General features: G+C 61.2%; 13 protein-coding genes, 1 rRNA gene and 1 pseudogene. 4 read left to right on the forward strand and 11 right to left on the reverse strand.

Going from position 1 to position 25,101, the window contains the following annotated elements; translation table 11 throughout:
* A 5S ribosomal RNA gene (gene rrf / locus AC07XZ_RS27650) occupies window positions 1-76 on the forward strand; the annotation flags it as partial.
* A gap of 70 nt (window positions 77-146) precedes the next feature.
* Here rrf and AC07XZ_RS27655 read toward each other — a convergent pair.
* The 4 genes from AC07XZ_RS27655 to AC07XZ_RS27670 all read right to left on the reverse strand — a co-directional run bounded on the left by AC07XZ_RS27655 (window position 147) and on the right by AC07XZ_RS27670 (window position 5,492).
* The gene (locus tag AC07XZ_RS27655; protein ID WP_102688639.1) at window positions 147-1,325 is read right to left on the reverse strand and encodes a PepSY-associated TM helix domain-containing protein; all 1,179 of its coding nucleotides are present in this window, start codon (window positions 1,323-1,325) and stop codon (window positions 147-149) included.
* Between the two features lie 76 nt (window positions 1,326-1,401).
* Entirely contained in the window at window positions 1,402-3,903 is a 2,502-nt protein-coding gene (locus AC07XZ_RS27660) for a TonB-dependent siderophore receptor (protein ID WP_102688638.1), read from the reverse strand.
* Between the two features lie 87 nt (window positions 3,904-3,990).
* A complete protein-coding gene (locus AC07XZ_RS27665; RefSeq protein WP_102688637.1) occupies window positions 3,991-4,992 on the reverse strand; it encodes a FecR domain-containing protein in 1,002 nt (333 codons plus the stop codon).
* Window positions 4,992-5,492 carry a sigma-70 family RNA polymerase sigma factor gene (locus AC07XZ_RS27670; protein ID WP_085748543.1) on the reverse strand — a complete coding sequence of 167 codons (501 nt, stop codon included), beginning with the start codon at window positions 5,490-5,492 and terminating at the stop codon, window positions 4,992-4,994. The genes AC07XZ_RS27665 and AC07XZ_RS27670 overlap by 1 nt, the downstream gene beginning before the upstream one ends.
* A gap of 311 nt (window positions 5,493-5,803) precedes the next feature.
* Between AC07XZ_RS27670 and AC07XZ_RS27675 the strand changes: the two genes are divergently transcribed.
* The gene (locus tag AC07XZ_RS27675; RefSeq protein ID WP_102688636.1) at window positions 5,804-7,684 is read left to right on the forward strand and encodes a methyl-accepting chemotaxis protein; all 1,881 of its coding nucleotides are present in this window, start codon (window positions 5,804-5,806) and stop codon (window positions 7,682-7,684) included.
* Window positions 7,685-7,743: 59 nt separating this feature from the next.
* On the opposite strand, the gene AC07XZ_RS27680 is transcribed toward AC07XZ_RS27675, so the two are convergent.
* The 5 genes from AC07XZ_RS27680 to AC07XZ_RS27700 all read right to left on the reverse strand — a co-directional run bounded on the left by AC07XZ_RS27680 (window position 7,744) and on the right by AC07XZ_RS27700 (window position 14,802).
* The gene (locus tag AC07XZ_RS27680) at window positions 7,744-8,211 is read right to left on the reverse strand and encodes an SRPBCC family protein (protein ID WP_102688635.1); all 468 of its coding nucleotides are present in this window, start codon (window positions 8,209-8,211) and stop codon (window positions 7,744-7,746) included.
* Window positions 8,212-8,234: 23 nt separating this feature from the next.
* Window positions 8,235-11,624: an amino acid adenylation domain-containing protein gene (locus tag AC07XZ_RS27685; protein ID WP_102688634.1), complete on the reverse strand. Its 3,390-nt coding sequence runs from the start codon at window positions 11,622-11,624 to the stop codon at window positions 8,235-8,237.
* Between the two features lie 13 nt (window positions 11,625-11,637).
* Window positions 11,638-12,567 carry a diiron oxygenase gene (locus AC07XZ_RS27690; protein ID WP_102688633.1) on the reverse strand — a complete coding sequence of 310 codons (930 nt, stop codon included), beginning with the start codon at window positions 12,565-12,567 and terminating at the stop codon, window positions 11,638-11,640.
* Window positions 12,564-13,337 carry a DUF3050 domain-containing protein gene (locus AC07XZ_RS27695; protein WP_102688632.1) on the reverse strand — a complete coding sequence of 258 codons (774 nt, stop codon included), beginning with the start codon at window positions 13,335-13,337 and terminating at the stop codon, window positions 12,564-12,566. The genes AC07XZ_RS27690 and AC07XZ_RS27695 overlap by 4 nt, the downstream gene beginning before the upstream one ends.
* 754 nt (window positions 13,338-14,091) lie before the next feature.
* Window positions 14,092-14,802: a GntR family transcriptional regulator gene (locus tag AC07XZ_RS27700; RefSeq protein WP_085748538.1), complete on the reverse strand. Its 711-nt coding sequence runs from the start codon at window positions 14,800-14,802 to the stop codon at window positions 14,092-14,094.
* A gap of 193 nt (window positions 14,803-14,995) precedes the next feature.
* Between AC07XZ_RS27700 and lapG the strand changes: the two genes are divergently transcribed.
* Both lapG and lapD read left to right on the forward strand, forming a co-directional pair.
* Window positions 14,996-15,688: a cysteine protease LapG gene (gene lapG / locus AC07XZ_RS27705; RefSeq protein ID WP_085748537.1), complete on the forward strand. Its 693-nt coding sequence runs from the start codon at window positions 14,996-14,998 to the stop codon at window positions 15,686-15,688.
* Window positions 15,689-15,702: 14 nt separating this feature from the next.
* A complete protein-coding gene (gene lapD / locus AC07XZ_RS27710; protein ID WP_102688631.1) occupies window positions 15,703-17,649 on the forward strand; it encodes a cyclic di-GMP receptor LapD in 1,947 nt (648 codons plus the stop codon).
* A 40-nt stretch (window positions 17,650-17,689) separates the two neighbouring features.
* On the opposite strand, the gene AC07XZ_RS27715 is transcribed toward lapD, so the two are convergent.
* Together AC07XZ_RS27715 and AC07XZ_RS27720 are read right to left on the reverse strand one after the other, a co-directional pair.
* A complete protein-coding gene (locus tag AC07XZ_RS27715) occupies window positions 17,690-18,028 on the reverse strand; it encodes a tryptophan synthase subunit beta (protein ID WP_085613332.1) in 339 nt (112 codons plus the stop codon).
* A gap of 147 nt (window positions 18,029-18,175) precedes the next feature.
* A pseudogene (locus tag AC07XZ_RS27720) lies at window positions 18,176-25,101 on the reverse strand (LapA family giant adhesin); the annotation flags it as partial.

Below are 25,101 nucleotides of genomic sequence, written 5' to 3' on the forward strand. Positions count from 1 at the left end.
CGAACTCAGAAGTGAAACGATGCATCGCCGATGGTAGTGTGGGGTTTCCCCATGTGAGAGTAGGTCATCGTCAAGATCGAATTCCGAAACCCCTGTCTGCTAACGCAGACAGGGGTTTTGTCGTTTCAGACCCATAAGTCCGATCTTCAAACCGCTTTGCGTGCCTTGCTGCTCCGACGAGCCTGCCATTTGCGCCACCAGACGTAGATGCCAGTTCCCGACAACCCCGCAATCAGAACACCCAATACCGCGATCATCACTTGTCCGGTGAAGCCTATGATCCGTCCCCCATGTATCGGCAACTGCAACCGATAAAACCGTTCTCCCAACGTCCCTTCTCCTGCGATCTCCTGCCCCAGTAATCGTCCGTCAGTACCGTGGAAGAACAACCAGGATTTGCCGTGGGCCTTGGTGTCATGCTGCCCAAACCCCGCACCGTAAAAGTTGTACTCAAAGCTGTAATACAACTCGCCGATCGCCGCCGTCAGCCCCAACCTTTTCCCCTCCTGTTGTGCCCTTTCGTATGCCTGTTGATAACTTAATCGGGTGATCCCCAGCTCTTCGGCAGGCATTCGCCCTCGCGCCTCATACACGCTCGGTTCAATCGGAGAAAACAGTGACACCGCGGGTTTGAAGACCTGGCTCGGCAGGTTCATCGCCACACTGCTGACGGCTATCGGCAGCAATAACAACCACAGCCACAAGCCCCCCGCCCGGTGCAGATCAAAGTTGAGTCGATAGGCATGCCCACCCTTGATCTTCCAGGCGTTCGACCACTTCTTCCAGAACGGTTTACCCCTCGGCAACGTCAGCCAGAGGGCGATGAAGCAATCGATTACCCAGGCGATGGCCACGAACCCCATCAACAGCAAACCCCAGTTTCCGGGCAGTGTCAGGTTGTAGTGAAACTCGAGAATGAACGGAACGAAGTTCTCACGCTGGAAACAGCACTCGCCCCAGTAACGCTGACCTTTTTGCTCGCCATTGACAGGGTCGAGGTAGAACACCTGGTTGCGTTCTTTATACGGTTCGTCCGTCGCCGGATCATTTCGCGGAACCGCCGCCAGCAATGCCGTGTGGCCTGCCTCATTCGGGTACTCCATGTACCAGACCTGCAACTTCGGATGGGCCGATTGCACCACATCAACCAGCTCACCTGGCGGCAGACGCTCCCCCTCGGCCGAGGCAGCGTAAAACTCCGGATTCAACCACTCATCCAGCTCATGATTGAATGCCAGAATGCTGCCGGTAATCCCCGCCAGCAGCAGAAAAACCGCCGTGGCCAACCCGATATACCGGTGCAATAAAACCAGAAACGAACGCATGAAAATTTCCCCCACAGATACGACAAAGCCAGCCCCTGAAATCAGGGGCTGGCTTTTTTATGCACAAGACAAAGGCTTAGAACTGGTAACTGACCGTCGCGGCGACGTTGCGCTCTTCGCCCATGTAGCAGAAGTCCAGACTGGCGCAGGAGGCTACGTAGGATTCGTTGGTCAGATTGTTCGCATTCAGGCGTACGTCGACACCCTTCAGACCGACCTTTCCGAGGTCATAACCGATCGATGCGTCGAACAATGTGTAGGACGGCACCTTCATGGTGTTCTCTGCATCCGCCCAGCTATAGCCGACATAACGCACACCACCGCCCAGTCGCAGCCCGTCGAGTGCCGCGCTGTCGAACTTGTAGTCCGCCCACAGCGATGCCATATGTCGTGGCGCCTGGGTTGGCGAGTTGCCCTTGTTCTCGATCAAATTGGTCGGTGTGCTCAAGGTGCTGGTCATCGACTTCGAGTATTCAATGTCGGTGAAGGTGTAGCTGCCGAGCACTTTCAGGTTGTCGGTCAGCTGCATGTGCGCTTCCAGTTCCAGACCCTGAGAGCGGACGGCGCCTACAGCGCGATAGAAGTTTTCCTGCGGCAGTTTGGTCGCCAGGTTCTCCTGATCGATGCGGAACAGCGAGGCGGTGAACAGGTTGTCGGTACCCGGCGGCTGATACTTCAAGCCCATTTCCCACTGCGTTCCATCGGTCGGTGCGAGAGGATTGCCGGCGTTGTCCGCGTAGGAATTCGGGTTGAACGACTCGGAATAGCTGACGTACGGCGCGAGACCGTTATCGAACAGATACAGCGCGCCGGCACGGCCGGTGAGCTTGGTGCGTCGATCATTGATCTCGGTGCCGACCGGACGGCCCGCTTCGGCGATGCGGTTTTCGTCGGAGGTTTCCACCCAGTCCTGGCGCAGTCCCAGCGAGAAGCGCCACTTGTCCATCTCGATCAGGTCTTGCAGGTAAACGCCGGTCTGCTCCAGGCGCCGCAGATAGCTTGTCTCGCCGTACGGCGTAATAGCCGAATTGCCATACACCGGGTTGAACGCGTTGATCGGCGCCAGGCCGCCACTGGTCCAGTCGACCACGGTTTTGCGTCGCTGGTAATCCGCCCCCATCAGCACTGTGTGCTTGGTCGCGCCGGTGAAAAATTCGGCCTGGAGCATGTTGTCGACGATGAACGCGTGCAGACGTTCATCACCGCCGGTGTAGTAGCGATTCAATTCGTTGCTGGTCGGCGACGTCCAGCCATAGGCGTACACCTGATCCATGTTCACTTTGGAGTCGAGGTAGCGGAAATTCTGCCGCGCGGTGAAGACGTCGTTGAAGCGGTGTTCGAACTGGTAACCGAACGACTGCTGATCACGGGAGTAACCATCGATGCCCGGCTCGCCTTCGAAGAAATGCGGCGAAATGCGATTGCCGTTGCGTTGATGAATCGTGCCGTCGGCCGGCACGCCACCGTGATAGCCGCCGTACGGGTCATGCTGCAGATACGCTTGCAGGGTCAGCGAGGTGTCTTCGCTGAAGTCGACGCTGACGGTCGGCGCTAGGGCGAAGCGCTTTTCCTTGTTGTGGTCGAACTGCGTGTCGGACTGATCCGTTAATCCGATCAGACGATAGGCGATGCGTTTGTCGTCATCGACCGGTCCGCTGAAGTCAAAACCAACACCGCGCTGACCCTGAGTGCCGACGGTGGCTTGAACCTGGTGATAGGCCTCGTACAACGGTTTCTTGCTGGTCAGCGCCACCAGACCGCCCGGCGAGCTGCGGCCGTAGAGCACCGACGACGGGCCCTTCAGAATATCGACACGCTCAAGGAAATACGGATCGACCTGCATCGTGCTGTAGGTGCCGCTGTCGCCCATCGACTTGAGGCCGTCGAGGTAGATGTTATCCACCGAACCGTCGTTGAAGCCGCGCATCGCCACATAGTCGTAACGGTGCGTGGCGCCGTAAGGGTTGGTCAGTACGCCGGGGGTGTAACGCATGGCCTGGGACACGGTTTGCGAGCCCTGGTCATCCATTTGCTCACGGGTAACCACGGACACGCTTTGCGACGTTTCCAGCAGCGCGGTACTGGTTTTGGTGGCGATCTGACTGTGCGTCGCGTTATAGCCGTCCATGCTGCCCAGCGCGTTACCGAGGGTGAAGCCTTTGATGTCGGTGGTCGGCAGAGACAGTGCTTCGGTTTCTGCGACGGAGCGCAACACATAGCTGCTGCCATCCTGGCTGACCGCCTCCAGGCCCGTGCCTCCGAGCAAGTGGCTCAGGGCCTGATCGGTCGAATACTCGCCCTGTACACCCGGTGACTGCCGGCCTTGGGTTTGCTGCGGCGTCATCGACAACGTGATGCCCGCCTGGCGCGCGAACTGGTTGAGCGCATCGCCCAGCGGCCCGGCGGCGACGTTGTAGCGGTGGCTGCTGACCTCGCTGGCATTGGCCGCCATGCTCAGGCTCGGCATCACGCCAACGCCGAGTGCAGTAGAGAACAGCGCCGCCCGAACGGCGTGACGCAACAGGCCCGATTCGGCAGAGAAATTCAGAGGGTTCTTACAGGTAACGCGCGCAGTCATTGTAGGTTTCCGTAGGCAGTCGCGAAGGCTGAGTTGAAGTGCTTACTGACTAAGCCGGATTTGCCGCGAAAACCCGCCAAAATAATTTCAGGCCACAGACTCCAGCGTCACCCACCAACGAGTGCGGTAGCGCAATTGCACCGGCAGGGTCTGCGGCAGGATCGCCAGCAGCTTGTCGGTGTCCTCAAGACGGAACACGCCGGACAGGCGCAAATCCGCAATGTCCGACGCACAGTTCAGAAAGCCCTGACGATACCGGCTGACTTCGCTGAGGAAGTCGCCCAGCCGCATGTTGCGGGTCACGATCAGCCCGTCGACCCAGGCACCGGCGTCCATGTCCAACGGCGGCGCCGGGCGAATTTGATGGTGGTCGATCAAGTAGCTCTGACCGGCGATTGCTTCCGTCGAGTTGCCGGCGGAGTGAATCGCGACCCGGCCACTGGTGACGCTCAGGCGCGTGCATCCATCTTCCTGGCGCAGAATGAATCGCGCCTTGAACGGCTCGTAACTGCCATGACGACTCTGCACCCGCAGCGGTCGGTCAAATGGCGCACCTTCATCGGCACCGCCACAGGTGATGATGATTTCGCCACGGGTCAGTTTGATCAGCCGTTGCTGGGCGGTGTAATCGAGATCCACGCTGCTGGCGGTGTTGAGCTCGATCCGCGTGCCGTCCGGCAGCTGGAAGCCACGGCGCTCGCCGGTGGCGGTGGCGTAGTCGGCGCTCCACTGTTGCCAGGCGGAAGTGTCTTTGGCCAACCATCCCGCCGAGCCCATCAGCAGCGCGCCGGACAACAGCTTCAGTGCCTGACGTCGACCCAACCCCTGCGCACTGTTTTCCAGCGTATTGAACGCCACCTGCGCACCGGGCACGGCGCGCAGATTGTGGGTCAGTTCAGCTTGCAGAGACTGCACCCGTTGCCAGGCCAGTTCGTGATCATGGTGTTCGGCGCGCCATTGTTCGCACTGGCGATTCAGGCGCGGATTGCCATGGTTGTTGCGCAGACGCAGGAGCCAGTGAATGGCCTGTCGGACGACCTGTTGCGGTGGCTCGGCGCGTCGGCCGAGCGAGAGGTTATCCACCGGCATCAGTTTTCGTACCGCAACACGTAGCAGTGAAACAGCGCGTCGGCGACGTAGCGTTCTACCGAGCGCAGGGACAGGCCCATCTGCTCGGCGATCTGCTTGTGGGTCAAACCTTCGCACTGAGCCAGCAGAAACGCCTGACGCACTTTCGGCTTCAAGCCTTCAAGCATGCGGGCGATGCCTTCGAGCAGTTCGATCACCAAGGCACGGGATTCGGCACTCGGGGTTTCGGCTTCAGGCAAATGGGCGATGGTTTCCAGATAGGCGCGTTCAATTTCTTCACGGCGCCAATGATCAATCACCAGCCCTCGGGCAACTGTGCGCAAAAACGCGCGAGGTGCCTTGAGTTCCAGACGCTCGGTGCGCTGCAACAGTCGAACGAAGGTGTCCTGGGCCAGATCCGCCGCATCGGCAGCATTGCCCAGCCGAGCGCGCAACCAGCCGTTGAGCCAGCCGTGATGACTACTGTAAAGCGCCTGTACTGCAAACTCAGGAGAGGACATGAACGCGACAGCCCGAACGTCACAAATGATAATTAGTCGCATTGTCATCAAGGGTTACAGAATTTGCAACCGGCGCTGCAAAACAGTCATCAAAAATTGACAGGCGAACGCTCTGGCACGCCGTTCGGCGGGAATCTGGCAGAAATGCCGCCCATTTCCTACATAGGCCTAAGTTTTCTCCGAAGCGTGCCGACAGACTGGTGAGACATGCGTGCACCAAAGTAGAGCAGTCCTCAGAACGCTGCCTGCGCTGTACATGGAATGTTGCATCCGGAACGCATCCCCACTTTTCGCATAAGAAGTCCCATGAAATGAATCTCAAGTTCAGCCATAAAATCCTGCTGGCCGCCTCGGGCGTTGTGGTCCTGGCGTTCGCGCTGTTCACTTTGTACAACGACTATCTGCAGCGAAACACCATTCGCCAGAACCTCCAGTCCTCGGTCCAACAGGCCGGCGACCTGACCGCGAGCAGTGTGCAGAACTGGATGAGCGGGCGAATTCTGGTACTGGAAAACCTCGCACAGAACGTCGCCCATCAAGGCAAGAACGCCGACTTCCCGGGCCTGGTCGATCAACCGGCCTTCACCTCGAACTTCCAGTTCACCTACGTCGGCCAGGCCAACGGTGTGTTCACCCAGCGCCCTGACGCGAAGATGCCGGACGGCTACGATCCGCGTCAGCGCCCCTGGTACAAGCAGGCCGTGGCCGCTGACCAGACCATGCTGACCCCGCCATACATGGCCGCCGTTGGCGGTCTGGTGGTGACCATCGCCATGCCGGTGAAAAAGAACGGCGAGCTGCTCGGCGTCGTGGGCGGTGACCTGAGCCTGGAAACCCTGGTGAAGATCATCAACTCGGTGGACTTCGGTGGCCTGGGCCACGCGTTCCTGGTCAGCGGGGACGGTCAGGTGATCGTCAGCCCGGACAAAGACCAGGTGATGAAGAACCTCAAGGACATCTACCCGAACGCCGATGTGCGCATCCAGAAGGGCAACCAGAACGTGGTGCTCAACGGTCAGGAGCGCATCCTGTCGTTCACCCCGGTCGCAGGTCTGCCGAATGCCGAGTGGTACATCGGTCTGTCGATCGATCGCGACAAGGCCTACGCCGCACTCAGCCAGTTCCGTACCTCGGCACTGATCGCAATGTTCGTTGCTGTCGGCGCGATTGCGGTGTTCCTGAGCCTGTTGATCACCGTGCTGATGCGTCCGCTGATCACCATGGGCCGTGCAATGCAGGACATCGCTCAGGGTGAAGGCGACCTGACTCGCCGTCTGGTAGTGGAAAGCAAGGACGAGTTCGGTGAGCTGGGCAGTTCGTTCAACCAGTTCGTGGAGCGGATTCACGCGTCCATTTCCGAAGTGTCTTCCGCGACTCGCCACGTACACGACCTGTCGCAACGGGTGATGGCATCGTCCAACGCCTCGATCATCGGCTCCGACGAGCAAAGCGCACGCACCAACAGCGTGGCCGCCGCGATCAATCAACTGGGTGCCGCCACCCAGGAAATCGCCCGCAACGCCGCCGATGCCTCGCAACACGCCAGCGGCGCGAGCGAGCAGGCCGATGACGGTCGTCAGGTGGTCGAGCAGACGATTCAGGCGATGACCGAGCTGTCGCAGAAGATCAGCCTGTCGTGCACCCAGATCGAAACCCTGAACGCGAGCACCGACAACATCGGCCACATTCTCGACGTGATCAAAGGCATCTCCCAGCAGACCAACCTGCTGGCGCTCAACGCGGCCATTGAAGCGGCCCGTGCCGGTGAAGCCGGACGCGGTTTTGCGGTGGTGGCGGACGAGGTGCGTAACCTCGCTCACCGCACCCAGGAATCGGCGGAAGAGATCCACAAGATGATCACTTCGCTGCAGGTCGGCTCCCGCGAAGCGGTGACCACCATGAACGCCAGTCAGGCGTCCAGCGAGGAAACCGTTGAAGTGGCGAACCAGGCCGGTCTGCGTCTGGTCAGCGTGACCCAGCGCATCGGCGAAATCGACGGCATGAACCAGTCGGTGGCCGCCGCTACCGAAGAGCAGACCGCCGTGGTGGAAACCCTCAACGTCGACGTCAACCAGATCAACCTGCTGAACCAGCAGAGCGTGGCCAACCTCAATGAAACGTTGAAGGATTGCGATGCGTTGTCGCAGCAGGCCAACCGTTTGAAACAACTGGTCGACAGCTTCAAGATCTGATCGCTAGCGGTCAAAAAACAGCCCGCTGCGGAGTGATCCACAGCGGGCTTTTTCATGCCTTACACAAACAGCTTCTGCACATTGCCCATCGCATCATCGGCGAACCCCTGCACGAAATCCTTGAACCCCGGCAGTGCCTCTGGGCCGCCGCTGGCCGGTTCGGCAATGATCGTCCAGGTCGCCCGCGACTTGCCCGCGCCCAGCGATTCCACATTCATCGCCGCCCACAGATTGGCCACGCCCAGGGTGTTGTAGATCGTGGTCCAGGTCATGCTCAGCGCCTGGTCGTCCCGGGAGTTGAGTTGCTCGACCACCACGTTGCCATCCTTGAAGAACTTCTTGCGCAGCGAAGACACGCCTTCGCCGGTCATTTCGATGTGCGACAGGGCCGGAATGAAGCGGTCGAAACCGTCGAATTTGCCTACCACCGCCCACACTTGTCTGGCGTCCACCGGCACTTCCACCGAAGACACGACGTGGCAGCCGTGAGGATTCTTGATCAGGGTGTCGGGTTGAAGATTGCTCATGGTGTTGCTCCTTGGTGGTTGAGTCAGATGAAGTTGATTTCTTTCAGGTAGTCGCAGCCGCGACGCAGCAGCGCCGGGGATTTTTCCGGGTAGTGCGCGCCCATCTGCTGTACGCCGGCCTGGGCGTTGGCGTGGCTGATCAGGGAGATGTCGCCGATGTCTTCCTCGAAGCCGTTGAGGTAGAAACCGAGTACGCCGAACAGCGCGTTGTCGGCATCGACCCGGCCCAGTTGCTGCTGCCAGTCGGCGACGCTGACCAGCGAAAACTCGCTGCCGGTTTCGCGGAACGACGCAACGTAGGCGTCCCAGCTCAGAGGCTCCGGGTTATGCAGGTTGAATACCGCCCGTTCGGCCGAGTAGCGGCTGGCGTGGAAGGCGATGAACCGGGCGAGAAAATCCACCGGCATCAGGTCGAAATTCAGCGCGAAGGCCGGCACCTGCCCGAGCTGGATCGAGCCCTTGAGCATCAGCATCAAGCGGTTCTTGTGCGGCTGGCAGACGCCGCTGAGGCTGTTGAAACTGATGTTGCCGGGCCGATACAGATTGACCCGCACCCCACGCTCCCGCGCCCGCTCGAGGATGCGTTCGCCGACCCATTTCGACAGGTTGTAGCCGTTGCGGATGTAGATCGGCGGCGTCGGTGCGGCGGGCAGTTCCAGCACCCGGCCTGCGTCGTCGACGGTGCTGGAGGCCGACAGCGTCGAGACGAAATTGAACACCTTCTTGCTGCGTCCTTCGCACAGCCGCAGCAGTTCGAAAATCGGCTCGACGTTGTCCGCCGCCAGCGACTCGTAATCGAGCACGTGATTGACGTTGGCCGCGTTGTGCACCAGCGCGCCGAACTCGCGATCCAGTCGCTCGAAATCCCCATCGGCCAAGCCCAGTTGCGGCCGGCTGATGTCCGCCGAATAGACCCGCACCCGACTCAGGTCCAGATGCTCCAGCCGGTTCTCTCGCAGCGATTGGGCAAAGCGCTGCGCCGCCGTTTGCCCGCCGCCGTCGCGCACCAGACACGCCACCTCGCTGGCGCCCCATCCCAGCAGCGCCTCGACGATGTGCACACCGACAAAGCTGTTGGCGCCGGTGACGATCACCTTGTGCACGTCGCCCATGCGGCTGATCGGCAGCGGCTCGATGTCCAGCGCTCGCTCGGCGTCGGCCATCGCCTGGGCGCTGAGCACCGCGCTGTCATCGGTGCCGCGTACCAGGGTGGCGAGCTTCGTGATGGTCGGCAGTTCGATGAAGCGGTTGATCGAAATACTGCGACCGAACTCCTCCCGTAGACGCAGGAGCATGCGCGACAGCAGAATCGAGTGACCGCCGAGATTGAAGAAGCTTTCGTCGGTGGAAATGTCGCTGGTCGGAAGCTCCAGCAACTCACCCCAGATCTCCAGCAGCAGCGCTTCGTCGGCGTTGGCCGGCAGGCATTTCGGGCCGCTGTCCTGCACGCTGACCGGCAGCTCCAGCAAGGCCTTGCGGTCGACTTTGCCATTGGCGGCGAACGGCATGTTCGGCAGTTCCGTCCATGCCACCGGTTGCATGTAGTCGGGCAAAAACTGCTGTGCGTGAGCTTTCAACGACTCGCGCGCGGCATCCGATTGCGGCTGGGCGAGGAACGCCAGAATCCGTCGCTGACTGTCGATCACCACGGCGATTTGCCGATACAACTGACTCTCGCGCAGGCAGCGTTCGATCTCCTCCGGCTCGACCCGGAAGCCGCGGATCTTCACCTGATTGTCGCGCCGTCCGCACAGCTCGATGCCATCCTCGCCCCACTTGGCCATGTCGCCGCTGCGGTAGGCGCGCAGACGCTGGCCGTCCGGCAACTCCAGATCCAGATAGCGTTCGGCGGTCTGCTGTGGATTGTTCAGGTAACCCAGGCATACGCCGGGGCCGACGATGAACAATTCGCCCACCGTTTGCTCAGGCACCGGTTGCAGATCGTCATCGAGGATCAGCACCTGACTGTTGGCAATCGGGCCGCCGAGGGTGCGATTGCTGTCGCCCGGTTGCAGTTGTCGCGCGGTGATCAGCACCGTGGCTTCGGTCGGGCCGTAGAGGTTATGCAGCTTGCCTTGGCGCGTCAGCTGCTCGATCACGAACGGCTCACAGACGTCGCCGCCGGTCATGATTTGCGCGACGCTTTGCAGTTGCTCCAGCGGCAGGATGCTCAACAGCGCCGGCGGCAGGAACGCGTGGGTCAGTTGCCGACGTCGAATAAGCGCCACCAGTTGCAGCGGATCACGCCGCTGGTTGTCGTCGGGCACCACCAGTTCCGCGCCTTCGAGCAGGGTCGGGAAGATGTCGATCAGCGACGAGTCAAAACTCAGCGACGAGAACTGCAACACCCGACTCTCAGCCCGCAACTGCACGTAATCGGCGTACCACGCGGTGAAGTGCGCGAGGTTCGCCTGACTCAGCAGCACACCCTTCGGATGCCCGGTGGTGCCCGAGGTGTAGAGCGCCATGCATGGCGAGTCGAGCGACGGTCGCTGGCGCATCAACGGCAACGAAAGATCGGCGTCGGCGCTGTCGATAAGGCTGACATCCAGCCCCGGCAGCGAACCGCTCAGCGGATGTTCGCCGTCGTGCAGCAACAACACCGCTCCGGCGTTTTCCAGAATGTACTGCTGGCGCTGAAGCGGATGGCTCGGTTCCAGCGGCAGGTACACCGCGCCGCTGCCGAGAATCGCCAGGATCGAAGCAAACAGCGCATCGCATTTCGGCAGGCAAATCCCCACCACCCAGGGTTGCGGCTGTGTCTCCAGCATTGCCTGCAAGCGTTGCTGGATTGCACGGCTGTGATCATGCAACTGGCGATAGCTGATCGACTGCTCGGCAAGGTGCAACGCGGGGCGCTCCGCGTGTTCGATCAGACTCTCTTGCAGCCGCTCGATCACCGGGATCTGCGCTTGTTGCAGCAACTGCGAATTGGCCGTGGCATTGAAGCGATGGACGTAAGCCAGGCTGTCGAGAAATAGCAGATTTTCCACCTGCTCGAAGTCCGGCGCACGGGCCGCTGTCGCGTGCTGGAAATACTCGGCATCGCGGGAAAAACGGCTGACCAGCAGCGCCACTTCGTCCACCACCTGCGCCAGTGTTCGCTGGCGCAACGCCTGACCGTTGCCGGACGGTTCGTCGGCGATGGGCACGCGGCTCAGCAGCGTCGAGTTGCAGAGGCACAGCAGATCGAGCACCGGCAAACCGTCGGCGCCCGTTGCACCGATGCCCAGACGTAAAGTCAGGTGCGCTGTCGCGCCGTGATTTTGCGGCGCAAGACTGCCGTCATCGATCACCAGATCCACCGACGGAGCAGTCTCTGTCAGCAATGAATGACCGTGTTGTTCGAGCTCCTGCGCCAGGTCGGTCAAGACTTGGCTGCGGCCCCTCAGCAAAATATCGAGACGTCTCATGTCAGCCTCCTTGTCAAACCAGGTAGTCGCGCAGGGCGTGCTGCACGCACGGTGTGTCGAGCAGCGAGCTGTTGTGGAAAAACCGCACGATGTTGCCCACCAGCGGGTGGTGGCGATTGATCGGGAAGGCCAGCCCGGCCATCTCGTCTTTCAGGGCGCGGCGGGTGGCATCGTTGACCGGCAAGGCGTCGATCAGGCGCAGGTCGAAGGACTTCTGGATGTCGTTGGTCAGGTAATGGCCGATGAACACCGGCAGGATCTGCGCGATGCATTCGCGGTCCGCATCGCTCGCGGTGTGCCAGTAGATGCGCACCATCCGCGCCCAGAAACTCGAGTGCCGGCCCTCGTCGAGCAAGTGATCAGCCATCAGGCCCTTGATCGACGGCTTGACCGTGTCGTCCCGGGCGAATGCCGCGACATCGCCGGTCACGGTGTTTTCGGCGATGGCCACGCAGATCAGTTCCACGGCGCTGCGCAGGTGTGGCGGAGCCAGTTCGACGGCGGCCGGAATCGCCCGGCTCAGTTCGATTTCATTCGGCAGCTCGATCGGCTCGATGCCGGTCATGGCCACCGTCTGTTGCATGAAATCCATCGCCACCAGCGCGTGGTAATCCTCGTCCACCACCACGGTCATGGCGTCGTAACGACAGGCGAACGGGAAGGGCACGGCGAAGCGATTCTTGGCGATGCTGCGGGCGGTCTTGTCGACGATCTCGGTTTCGAAAATCACCACGTCGTTGATGAATTTGTACAGCGTCTGCACCAGGGCGAAATCACGCTGTTCCGGGCATTCGCGCAGGAAGGTTTCGCTGAGCACCAAGGGCTGGCGGCTGAGCGGATAGATCAGCCGCGCGTCGTCCTCCAGCACGCGGCGTGGCCGGGTGCGAATGGTCGCGCGGCTTTCCCAGGCGTCGGCGAAAGACTGGTAGTCGGCGGCATTCATTGGGCCACCTCCGCCAGCGGTTCGCGCATGCTCAGGCGCAGGCCGTCCCACAGGGCGATGCGGCTTTCCACGGCGGCGATGGCGCTGGCGTAGACCTCGGCTTCGCGCTGCGGATCGCCATCGACCAAGCGATCCAGCAGTTGCTCGGCGGCCGGGCCGTGGTCTTCGGAGTCGACCTCGATGTGTCGCTCGAGGTAGTAACGGAAGGTCGGCGCCTGTTCGACGCCGATGCCCCAGGCATCGAGCATGCGCTGAAACATGGTCGGGATCACGCTCTCGCGACCGTGCAGGAAGGCGGCGGCAACGCTGTGACCGGGTGCATGCAGCGCGGTGTGCAAAGTGTCGCGGACGAACCGCGCAGCGGCCGGATCGACCTCGACGCTTTGCAGGGCGACGTCGTAACTCACGCCTTCCTGTTGCAGCGTCACGAAGCGCTCCACCGCTGTCGTGTCCGCACCGACTTCGCGCATCGCATCGAGGTACAGTTCGAAGTGACTGTAATGCCCGTGTGGCAGCCGGTCGTCAGATTCTTCCCCGAGCACGATTTCATTGATCAGTCTTGCTGCGTGCGGATCCCGTGGCGGCAACCACGGCAGACGCGTGCAAGTCAGTTCCTGCTGCAGGCGCTTGGTCAGCGACATGAAGTCCCAGACCGCAAATACATGGGACTCCATGAATCGGCGCAATGTCGTCAAAGAATCGATTTCGGAGAAGATCGGATGAACGCTGAGTTCGGCTTTCTTTAGTGTAAGTTGCTCTTTAGTTGGCATGGTTGCGAGACTCTGGCTAATAGGGAAGTAAGGACTGCTCAATCAATCGCTAATAACGTTGAACAAGTTTCTCCAGGCGAACGACAGCCTCATTCGGTTTCGATGAAAGCAGGCAATGTCTGAAGGGCCCAAAACTACAGCGGACGGTCAAGCCGTCGCAATCAAGGCCGTACTGCAAGGTTGTGCCGGGCTTGTCATTTCGGATCCAAACTCGGCGAAGAAAAACTAATACATCGCAAAACAACTTAACAAGTTTATTTTTAATTATTTTTAGTTGGCTGTTTTTGAAGTATGAGTGGGTCTGATAAAACTTATAAGTTAAGTTTTATTTGGGCGTAGTTGCTCCTTTCGGCGTTTAATGGCCAAAATTGAACGACAAGAGTGAATGCCTCACTCGAAGCAACTTTCCAATTGAGTAATTGAATGAATATGAGGGGATGAAGTCGGGCTGTAACGGCGCCGTTTCTTCCTGTTCCCGTGACAAGGCTCCTTCCGTAGGTTCCTGGTGCGGGGACTGCTGCCGGGGCGGCGCGTCCCCGTTCTATATTGGGTTGGCGGTCCAAGGGTGCGCGTAAATCAGCGCCGCGGCTATCGTCGAAAATGACTTCCTTGCGGTGCAAATTCCGGGCTGTTCAAAGCAGGGGGAGGTTAGAGCGCAGGCGTCGATGTGCCACGGCAAATGACCGTGACCGGTGGGGGGATTTGTAAGCGGGTTATTCGCCGGGTGAGTGGAGGCTCACCCGGGAGGGAGAATTCAGCGTGCTGCTTTACGGCTTTGGCCGGCTGAGCTGGCGAGGTAACGGGTGATCACCTCGACACCGCGATTGAGGTGTTGCTCCAGCAGTGTCACGGCGTGCGGGGTGTCACGCTCTTTCACGGCCTGCAACAACGCGCGGTGATCGTCCTGGGAGAGTTTGCCCAGGCCCATGGCCTCGAGGTTGAAGCGCAGGAAGCGTTCTTCTTCATTCAGGCCGTCTTCCACCAGTCGCAACAGCCGGCCATTTGGCGCCTTGCTGTAGAGCGCCATGTGAAACAGACGGTTGAGCCGGCCGATTTCGGTGTAGTCGTGTTCGTTTTCCAGTTCTTCGATGTAGCCGGCCGCGCGTTCGTGATCGGCCGGGGTCAGCAGCGGGATCGACTGGCGCAGCGCTTCTGACTCCAGCAGGATGCGCAGCTCATAGGTTTGCGTTGCATCGCCCTGAATCAGCGGCGCCACCACGGCGCCCTTGTGGGCAATCACGCTGAGCAGGCCCTGAGCCTCAAGTTGGCGCAAGGCTTCGCGCACCGGCATGCGGCTGACACCGAACAGGTCGGCCAGGTCCTGCTGGCGCACGGCGGTGCCGCAGGGCAGGCGCCCGTCGAGAATCGCGGCTCGCAGGGTTTCTTCGATGACCGAGCGCGCCAGATGCGCGGGAATCGGGCCGTCGACTTTGATGCTGTGGAGTGGCTTGGGCTTCTGGGTCACAACTGCACACCCTATGACTGCGGATTTGGATCCAAAGGACACTAGTGATTGCTCTACAGGTTGTCAAACCGTGTAGAAGAACCCTGTCACATCTGAAGTTTAGCGCGCCAGCGATGATCTCAGGGTGCCATTGTTTTTTGCTGGGCTAACCTTCACCATCAAGCGCTTTCCTCTCTGCCCTGGATGCCTTGCATTGGCGGTACGTTTCGCGTTCCCACGGATCGCGCGCTGGCTTGCCTGCGCGCTGCTGCTGGCCGGCATCATGCTGGGCGGCCTGCATGCCGATTGGGATTTTTCCGCGATCAGCCGCAAGGCCACGGCGCTGTACGGGCCGTTGGGTGCCGGGCAACAGCGGATCGATGCCTGGCAGAATCTGCTGGCCACGCAGAAGCAGGTCAGCGAGATGGAAAAGCTTAAAGTGGTGAACCTGTTTTTCAACAAACAGATGCGCTACGTCGAAGACATCGATCTGTGGCACGAGGTCGACTATTGGGAAACCCCCATCGAAGCCTTGTGGAAAGGCGCCGGCGACTGCGAAGACTATGCGATCGCCAAGTATTTCAGCCTGCGCCACCTCGGTGTGGCCAGTGACAAGTTGCGCATCACCTACGTCAAGGCGCTGCGCCAGAACCGCGCGCACATGGTCCTGACTTACTATTCCAGCCCTGACGCCATGCCGCTGGTGCTCGACAGCCTGATCGACCCGATCAAGCCGGCCGCCGAGCGAACCGATTTGCTGCCGGTCTACTCTTTCAATGCCGAAGGGTTGTACCTGCCGGGCGCCAAGGGCAACAAGAAGGTCGGTGACACCAAGCGTCTGTCACGCTGGCAGGATGTGTTGAAGAAAATGCAGGCCGAAGGATTTCCGGTCGAGACGACTAACTAGGAGCACGCGCTCAGATGTCTTTGTTCAAACAGCTGTTGATCGCTATCTGTCTGTTCCTGGTGGTCGCCTTCACCGGCAGCTTCATGGTCAGTCTGGAGAGCTCGCGCACCCAGTACGTCAACCAGTTGCGCTCCCACGCCCAGGATGCGGCCACGGCGCTGGCGCTGTCGTTGACGCCGAACATCGATGACCCGGCGATGGTCGAGTTGCTGGTCAGTTCGATCTTCGACAGCGGTTATTACTCGAGCATCCGCGTGGTCGACCTGAAGACCGACCAGACCATCGTCGAGCGCAATGGCATTCCGGCGGTCACCAACGTGCCGGACTGGTTCGTCAAATTGATCGGCCTGGAACCGGCCGGTGGCGATGCGCTGGTCAGCCGTGGCTGGGAGCAGGCGGCGCGGGTCGAGGTGGTCAGCCACCCGATGTTCGCTTTGGCCAAACTCTGGCAGAGCGCACTCGGCAGCCTGGGCTGGTTGCTGGTCTGCGGCGCGGTGAGTGCGGTGCTGGGCGCGTTGTTGCTGCGTCGGCAACTGAAGCCGCTGGATTACATGGTCAAGCAATCCCACGCCATCGCCCGTCGTGAGTTCCTCAGCCTGCCGGACCTGCCGCGCACGCCTGAATTGCGCCGTGTGGTGCTGGCGATGAACCAGATGGTCGAGAAGCTCAAGGCGCTGTTTCAGGAGCAGGCAGAGCGCAGTGAAAAACTGCGCACCGAATCCTATCAGGACAACCTCACCGGGTTGGCCAACCGGCGTTATTTCGAGATGCAGCTGAATGCGCGGGTGAGCAACCCGGAGCAGGCCAGTTCCGGTTATCTGCTGCTGTTGCGGGTCAAGGATCTGGCTGGGCTGAACCAGCGCCTTGGCGGTCAGCGTACCGATGAATTGTTGAAAGCGGTTGGCGAGCAACTGTCCCGCGAGTGCGCCAAATACCCGGAAACCCAGAACCTCATCACCCGCATTCGCGGTGGTGAATTCGCCGTGCTGGCGCCGGGGCTGACCCGCGAAGAGGCGCTGCAACTGGCGCAGAGTCTCGACTGTGCCCTGAGCAGCCTGCACGCGACAGGCGCCACCGACGTGGCCGCCGTGGCTTCTATCGGCCTGGCGCCGTTCGCTCACGGCGATTCGCCGCAAGCGGTCCTCAGCCTCGGCGATCAGGCGCTGGCCCAGGCCGAAGGGCAGGGTGAGCAGAACTGGGCGTGCCTCGATCAGAGCCTGGTGGCGGACGTCGGTGACGATCACCACGCTTGGCACCGTTTGCTCGATCAGGCGTTGAATCAGCGGCGTTTCGAGCTGTTCTTCCAGCCGGTAGTGGCGGCGCAGGACACGCAACTGGTGCTGCATTACAAGGTGCTGTCGCGCTTGCTCGACGAGCAGGGCCAGACCATTCCCGCCGGGCGTTTCCTGCCGTGGCTTGAACGTTTCGGTTGGACCGCACGGCTGGACCGTTTGATGCTCGAGCGGGTGCTGGAGCAGATGGCCGGTCATGAAGAATCGCTGGCGCTGAATCTGTCCTCGGCGACCCTGGCCGATCCGCAGGCGTTGAACAAAGTGTTCGAGATTCTGCGAGCGCATTCCAACCTCGGTGCGCGCCTGACCCTGGAAATCGGCGAGGAACAATTGCCGGAGCAAGCGGTGCTGGAACAGTTGACCCGGCGCCTGCGCGAGCTCGGTTTCTCCCTGAGCCTGCAGCGTTTCGGCGGGCGCTTCAGCATGATCGGCAACCTGGCGCGGTTGGGGCTGGCGTACCTGAAGATCGATGGCAGCTACATCCGGGCGATCGATCAGGAAAGCGACAAGCGTCTGTTCATCGAAGCGATCCAGCGTGCGGCGCACAGCATTGATCTGCCGTTGATTGCCGAACGGGTCGAGACGGAAGGGGAATTGTCGGTGATTCGCGAGATGGGGTTGTATGGGGTTCAGGGGCAGCTCTTCGGCGAACCGAAACCCTGGGGCTGACTGATCGCTCCCACGCTCCGCGTGGGGGCGATCAAACGGATCAGATCAACCCGCCCTCATCCTCATCAATCAACTGACTCAACCCGCCCAGCGCTTCCCGCGCCTGGGTCCGGTCCATCAACTTGGCCTGGGCCGCCGCTGGCAGGTCGGTGACGCGGATCACGCCTTTCTGGGTCAGTACCTGAATCAGGTCATCGAGTACCCGGATCATTTCCAGGTCGCTCTGCTTGAGCTGTTTGAGGCTGTTCTCCACGGCCTCGTTGGCGTACCAGGCCTGGATTTCGTGGTGGTCGGCCGGCAGCGTTTCCGTGGCCTCGGCGTAGGCCGCAGCTTCCACGCGAATCAACTGACCCTGCGCATCGCGTTGCACGTAAAACATTGAGCATCCCTCGGAAATGGACCAGCGTCATGCTGTCAGCAGCATAGCCAACTGCGCGCGAGTATGCGGTGCGCCGACGAAATCGTCACCGGTTCAAGCGCCGCAAACGTGACGGCCGCCCCAAGTGGGGCGGCCGTTTTTCACGCATCAGCTGTTGTTGTGGTCGACCTTGATGGTCGGATCACTGCCGGCAATCAGGTTGTGAATGTTGGCCGTGGACCAGTTGTTGCCTTCCAGTTTGATCGTCACGTCCGGTGTGGCGGCTGCGGCATCGCCCGAGTTGAACTTGCCGCCCGAGCTGACTTGCAGCGACGACACACCGTCGACCGTGGTGATCTTCAGGAAGTTGTCGATGGTGCTGCCACTCTCACCCTGCAACAGATCACGCAGGTCGATGCGGTCGCCTTCGCTGGCCTTGAAGTCCTTGATCACGTCGTTGCCGGTGTCGCCCGCCTTCCAGACGAAGGTGTCGGCACCCGAACCACCGATCAGGATGTCGTTGCCCTGACCACCGATCAGCGTGTCGTTGCCGGTGCCGCCGAGCAGGATGTCATTGCCCTTGCCGCCGTCGAGCAGGTCGTTGCCGCCCGAGCCGAACAGGATGTCGTTGCCCGCGCCGCCCAGCAGCGTGTCGTTGCCATCGTGGGCACCGGACACATCGAACGCCTGATAGTGCTCGGTGATGTACTGGTGCACGTTGCTGGTGGTGACTTTGCTGACGTCGACCCCGGTTTCCTTGGCCACGAACGCCTGCATCGCCTGATAACCCTCGCCGGCAATGCCGTTGAAGCTCACCAGGTCGCCGAACAGGATGTCGTTGCCGTCGCCACCGCTGACGGTGTCGTTGCCCGGCATCGTCGCTTCGGTGTGGCCGATGATTGAGTTGGCCAGGTCCTTCGGATCGATGTTGGTTTGCGGCGTCTTGTCCGAATCGTACGGTTTCAGGTCGTTGAGGCTGACACCGCTGTTGATGCCGATGGCCTCCACGTTCGACAAACCGTTGAGCAAGGCGAAACCGCTGCTCGCGTTATCGGTGGTCGTCGTCGTGGTGCTGCTGCCGTTGCCCGCCAGGCTCGAGATCTCGTAGGTACCGTCACCCTGAGCGTGGATGGTACCCAGGCTGTTCCAGCTCCAGCTGCCGTTCTTGTACGTCTGCAATACCACGGCGCCGGCAGTGTTGATACTCAGGTAGTGGGTGTTGTCGATGTAGGTGCTGAAGCTGTCGCCCAGTTTGTAGTTGCTGGTTTTCACCACGTCATCGAGCTTCACGTTGCCGTACAGCGTCGGGTTGGTCTGCTCGTTGCTCTGGTAGTAGGTCGGCTGGCCGTCGGTGATGAAGTACGTGAGGTTCTTCGCCCCGGTGTTGGCCAGCGCTTCGGCGCTCTGGAAGAAGTTCGCCGTGGCCTTGAACACGTCCTCGTAGTTGGTGCCGCCGCCGGACGACATCGAGTCCAGCACCGCCTTGAGCAAGGTCAGTGCGTTCGGGTCGTTGAGGTTCACCGACACCGACTTGTTGACCTGGGTATCGAAGTCCACCAGGAAGATGTTTACCGTGCCGGAGTTGCTGCCCAGGCTCTGCTTGAGGGTGTTGAACACCGACGTCAGCGAGTCCTTGGCGGCGTTGATTGACGAGGCGCTCATACTGCCTGAGCTGTCGACCATGAACGCGATGTTGTAGTTGGTGCCCGGCACCACGGTCAGGCCGCCGATGTCGGCGACGATGATGTCGTTGCCGTCGGTGCCGGTGACGGTGTCGTCCGCCGAAGTGGCGACCACCGCGTTGTAAACCGCTGGCACCACGGTGACCGGGATGGTCGCAGTGGTGCTGGCCGAGCCGCCGACTTGTTCGGTGGAGGTCGAGGTCACGGTCAGGTTGAACTGGCCGTTGTAGTAGGTCGGCGGGGTTACGGTCAGGGTGCCGAGGTTCCAGCCGGTGACGTTGGCGTCGCCGCTGGTGGCGGTCACGGTGAAGCTGTGGCCTGCGCCGTCGCTCAGTACCGAGCCGACCGGTGCGCCGCTGATCTTGATGCTCAGGGTTTCCGAGCCGTCGGTATCGGTCAGCGCGGTGCTGATCGACGACAGTTTCACCGTGGTGCCTTCGGCGCCGGTGTTGAGTTTGTAGCCGTCGTAATAGCCTTCGCCGTTGTTGCCGTGCAGATCGGAGACGGTCACGCCGGCATTCACCAGATCCTGCACGCCGGTGTAGATCGGCACGCCGGCACTGCTCAGGTCGATCGGCGTGCTGCCGTTGACCGACAGGTTGACGTCGTAGCTGCCCGGGCCGCTCTGGTTGTGGTGGTAGATGTCCAGGGTGTAGTAACCGCTGGTGGTCGGGGTGAACGAACCGTTGAGGTTGCCGCCCGCGCCCCACGTGGTCGAGGCCACGTTCTTGCCGCCGATGGTCACCAGCAGGCTGTCATCACCGGTGCCGCTGAAGGTATAGGTCTTGCCGGCTTCCAGATAAATCAGGCCCGAGGTTTTCGACGCAGTGCCGGCGGTCACGCTGCCGTCGGACTGCACGTTGTTCACAGTGCCGCTGGTGTTCGGCTTGCCTGCGCCGTCGATCACGTTTTTCAGGGTGGTCGAGTTGGCGCCGCTGCCGTCGGTGCCCAGGCCCGACAGACCGGTCCAGACTTCCTTGATCAGGCCGGTGGACTTCACGCTGTTGTCGGCCACCGACAGGGTCGGTGCATCCGCCACCGGCGTGATGTCGATCTTGATGGTGCCAGTGTTGCCCAGCAACTGGCCGTCGGTTGGCTGGAATTTGATCTGCGCGTAGTCGGCCTGATTGTTACCAACGCCAGTGCCACCGTAACCGTTCACACCCGACTCGTTGGCATCCGGCACGAAGCGCAGCTTGCCGGCGTCGATGTCGGCCTTGCTGAAAGTCTGGTTGTTGGCGACGTCTTTCCAGGTCGAGCCGTCCAGATACTGCAGTTTGCCTTCGCCCGGCAGCTGGGTGATTTTCACGCCCAGGCTGCTGGCCGGGCTGTCGACGTCGCTGACGCCGAAGGTCGACCAGCCGAGAACCAGCGGGGTGTCTTCGGTGCCGGTGACGTTGACCGGTGCAGCGACCGGCGCATCGTTGACCGCCACCACGTTGACCGTGGTGGTCGCGGTGTTGGAGTAGTTGCCGCCATCGGTCACGGTCACGGTGATGATCCGTGGCACGGTGCTCGGATCTTCACTGCTGTTGGTGAAGCTGATGTTCTTGATCGCCTGCATGTAGTCGGCGAGCGTCGCGTAGCCCGACAGGGTCAGGGTGACGGTGCCGTTGGTGCTGTTGGCGTTGATGGTGATGCCGTTGACGCTGTTGCCCAGATTCAGCGCATCGCCGTCCTGACGGTTGGTCAGCACGACGGTGGCGCCGGTCAGCATGGTGCTGTCCGGGTCGGTGATCTTGATGTCGGTGTCGGCAATCGACACGCCTGCGCCCGGGGTGTTCTCGGTGAAGGTCACCTTGTAGTCGGCACCCGTTGCACCGCTGGAGTTGTTGGCGTCGAGGTCGATGACCGGCGGTGCATCGTTGTCGATGATCGAGGTGCTGACGCTGCCATTGGTGCTGCTGACCGCCAGGTTTTCGAAGTTGCCACCGGTGGCCGAGTCGATCTTGACCACGAAGTTCTCGGTGCCTTCGGTGATCTTGTCGTCGATGGTCGCAACGTTGAACTGCGCGCTGCTGGCACCGGCCGGGATCTTCACGGTGTACACGCCGGTGAAGTCCGAACCGTCGGCGGCGGTGCCGCTGTAGACGATTTTCAGGGTCACTTCGGTCTGCGCCGGGTGGGTCAGGCTGACGGTGTAGCTGGCGGTCTGGCCTTCGGTCACCGAGGTGCTGCCGGTGATGCTGACGGTGGTGGTGTCGATGGTATCGGTGACGCTGGTCACGGCTGGTGTGTTGCTGGTCACCAGGTTTTCGAAATTGCCGCCGGTAGCGTTGGTGATCGTGGCCTGCACATTGCCGGCGTCCTTGTAGACGTCGTCGGCTGGCGCAGGAACGGTCACGGTGCCGGTGGTCTTGCCCGCTTCGATGGTGATCACCGAACCGTTGCTCAGGGTCACGGTCACTGGCGAGCCAGCGGCATTGGTCAGGGTTGCGGTGTAGGTGATCGAACCACCTTCGGCCACGGTGCCGGTCGCGCTGAGCGACAGGTTGGTGGTGTCGATGGTGTCGGTGACGGTGGTGCTGACCGGTGTCTTGTCGGCGACGAGGTTTTCGTAGTTGCCGCCGCTGACGTTGGTGATCGCGTTGGTCAGCGGCGTGTGGCCGGTCAACGCGTCGTTCGGCGCGGTAGTGGTCACGGTGCCGGTGGTTTTGCCGACTTCGATGGTGATCGACTGACCGTTGGCCAGGGTCACGGTCACAGGCGAGCCTGTCACTGGCGCGCCGACGGTCGCGGTGTAGACCACGTTGCCACCTTCGGCCGCCGTCGTGGTCGCGGTCAGCTTCACGGTGGTGGTGTCGATAGTGTCGGTGACGCTGGTCACGGCTGGTGTGGTGCTGGTGACCAGGTTCTCGAAGTTGCCGCCGGTGGCGGACTTGATCGTCGCCTGCACGTTGCCGGCGTCTTTGTAGACGTCGTCAGCTGGCGCAGGAACGGTCACGGTGCCCGTGGTTTTACCGGTTTCGATGGTGATCACGGCGCCGTTCGACAGGGTCACGGTCACTGGTGAGCCAGCGGCGTTGGTCAGGGTCGCGGTGTAGGTGATCGAGCCACCCTCGGCCACGGTGCCGGTCGCGCTGAGCGTCAGGTTGGTGGTGTCAACGGTGTCAGTCACGGTGGTGCTGACCGGCGTCTTGTCGGCCACGAGGTTTTCGTAGTTGCCGCCAGAAACGTTGGTGATCGAGTTGGTCAGCGGTGTGTGGCCGGTCAACGCGTCGTTCGGCGCGGTAGTGGTCACGGTCCCGGTGGTCTTGCCGACTTCGATGGTGATTGACTGACCGTTGGCCAGATTCACGGTTACCGGCGAGCCAGTCACCGGCGCACCCACGGTAGCGGTGTAGGTGACGGTGCCACCCTCGGCCGCTGTTGCGGTTGCGGTCAGCTTCACGGTGGTGGTGTCGATGGTGTCGGTAACGCTGGTCACTGCTGGCGTGGTGCTGGTCACCAGGTTTTCGAAGTTGCCGCCCGTGGCATTGGTGATCGTGGCTTGCACGTTGCCGGCGTCTTTGTAGACATCGTCCGCTGGCGCAGGAACGGTCACGGTGCCGGTGGTTTTGCCCGCTTCGATGGTGATCACGGCGCCGTTGCTCAAGGTCACGGTTACCGGAGTGCCCGCAGCATTGGTCAGGGTTGCGGTGTAAGTGATCGAACCACCCTCGGCGACCGAGTTGGTAGCGCTCAGGGACAGGTTGGTGGTGTCGACGGTGTCAGTGACGGTGGTCGAGACCGGGGTCTTGTCGGCAACCAGGTTCTCGTAGTTACCGCCGCTGACGTTGGTGATGGCGTTGGTCAGCGGTGCATGACCGTTCAGCACGTCGTTCGGCGCGGTGGTGGTCACGGTGCCGGTGGTTTTGCCGACTTCGATGGTGATCGACTGACCGTTGGACAGGTTTACGGTCACAGGCGAGCCGGTTACCGGCGCTCCCACGGTAGCGGTGTAAGTGACGGTGCCACCTTCAGCCGCGGTCGCGGTTGCAGTCAGCTTCACGGTGGTGGTGTCGATGGTGTCAGTAACGCTGGTCACCGCTGGTGTGGTGCTGGTGACCAGGTTCTCGAAGTTGCCACCGCTGGCGTTGGTGATCGTTGCCTGTACGTTGCCGGCGTCCTTGTAGACGTCGTCGGCTGGCGCAGGAACGGTCACGGTGCCGGCGGTTTTGCCCGCTTCGATAGTGATCACTGCACCGTTCGACAAGGTCACGGTCACTGGCGAGCCAGCGGCGTTGGTCAGGGTCGCGGTGTAGGTGATCGAACCGCCTTCGGCCACGGTGCCGGTCGCGCTGAGCGACAGATTGGTGGTATCGACGGTGTCGGTGACGGTGGTCGAAACCGGGGTTTTATCAGCCACCAGATTTTCGTAGTTGCCACCGCTCACGCCGGTGATTGCGTTGGTCAGCGGTGCATGACCGTTCAGCACGTCGTTCGGCGCGGTAGTGGTCACGGTGCCGGTGGTCTTGCCGACTTCGATGGTAATGCTCTGGCCATTCGACAGGTTCACGGTCACAGGCGAGCCAGTCACTGGCGCACCTACGGTCGCGGTGTAGGTGACGGTGCCGCCTTCAGCCGCCGACGCGGTCGCGGTGAGTTTCACCGTGGTGGTGTCGATGGTATCGGTGACCTGGGTCACGGCCGGAACGGTGCTTGGCACCAGGTTCTCGAAGTTGCCACCGGTGGCGGTCGAAATGGTCGCTTCGACTTTGCCGGCGTCTTTGTAGACGTCGTCTTTCGGTGCGTCGACGGTCACGGTGCCGGTGGTTTTGCCAGCTTCGATGGTGATCACGGCGCCGTTGCTCAAGGTCACGGTCACCGGAGTGCCCGCAGCGTTGGTCAGTGTGGCGGTGTAAGTGATCGAACCGCCCTCGGCAACCGAATTGGTGGCGCTGAGGGTCAGGTTGGTGGTGTCGACCGTGTCAGTGACGGTGGTGCTGACCGGGGTTTTGTCAGCCACGAGATTTTCGTAGTTGCCGCCCGTCACACCGGTGATCGCGTTGGTCAACGGCGTGTGACCGGTCAGCGCATCGTTCGGTGCGGTGGTGGTGACGGTGCCAGTGGTTTTGCCGACTTCGATGGTGATCGACTGACCGTTGGACAGGGTCACGGTGACTGGCGAACCGGTGACAGGTGCGCCCACGGTGGCGGTGTAAGTGACGGTGCCGCCTTCAGCCGCCGACTCGGTCGCGGTCAGTTTGACCGTGGTGGTGTCGATGGTGTCGGTGACTTCGGTAACCGCCGGAACAGTGCTCGGCACCAGATTCTCGAAGTTTCCGCCGGACGCATCCTTGATAGTGACTTCGACCTTGCCGGCATCTTTGTAGACGTCGTCTTTCGGTGCATCGACGGTCACGGTGCCGGTGGTTTTGCCAGCTTCGATGGTGATCACGGCGCCGTTGCTCAAGGTCACGGTCACCGGAG

The organism is Pseudomonas sp. GW458-11-26-14-LB4 (assembly GCF_059423925.1).

Coding starts and splice junctions, on each gene's coding strand:
- AC07XZ_RS27655 (WP_102688639.1), bottom strand. CDS start 1,325: ATGCGTTCGTTTCTGGTTTTATTGCACCGGTATATCGGGTTGGCCACG.
- AC07XZ_RS27660 (WP_102688638.1), bottom strand. CDS start 3,903: ATGACTGCGCGCGTTACCTGTAAGAACCCTCTGAATTTCTCTGCCGAA.
- AC07XZ_RS27665 (WP_102688637.1), bottom strand. CDS start 4,992: ATGCCGGTGGATAACCTCTCGCTCGGCCGACGCGCCGAGCCACCGCAA.
- AC07XZ_RS27670 (WP_085748543.1), bottom strand. CDS start 5,492: ATGTCCTCTCCTGAGTTTGCAGTACAGGCGCTTTACAGTAGTCATCAC.
- AC07XZ_RS27675 (WP_102688636.1), top strand. CDS start 5,804: ATGAATCTCAAGTTCAGCCATAAAATCCTGCTGGCCGCCTCGGGCGTT.
- AC07XZ_RS27680 (WP_102688635.1), bottom strand. CDS start 8,211: ATGAGCAATCTTCAACCCGACACCCTGATCAAGAATCCTCACGGCTGC.
- AC07XZ_RS27685 (WP_102688634.1), bottom strand. CDS start 11,624: ATGAGACGTCTCGATATTTTGCTGAGGGGCCGCAGCCAAGTCTTGACC.
- AC07XZ_RS27690 (WP_102688633.1), bottom strand. CDS start 12,567: ATGAATGCCGCCGACTACCAGTCTTTCGCCGACGCCTGGGAAAGCCGC.
- AC07XZ_RS27695 (WP_102688632.1), bottom strand. CDS start 13,337: ATGCCAACTAAAGAGCAACTTACACTAAAGAAAGCCGAACTCAGCGTT.
- lapD (WP_102688631.1), top strand. CDS start 15,703: ATGTCTTTGTTCAAACAGCTGTTGATCGCTATCTGTCTGTTCCTGGTG.
- AC07XZ_RS27715 (WP_085613332.1), bottom strand. CDS start 18,028: ATGTTTTACGTGCAACGCGATGCGCAGGGTCAGTTGATTCGCGTGGAA.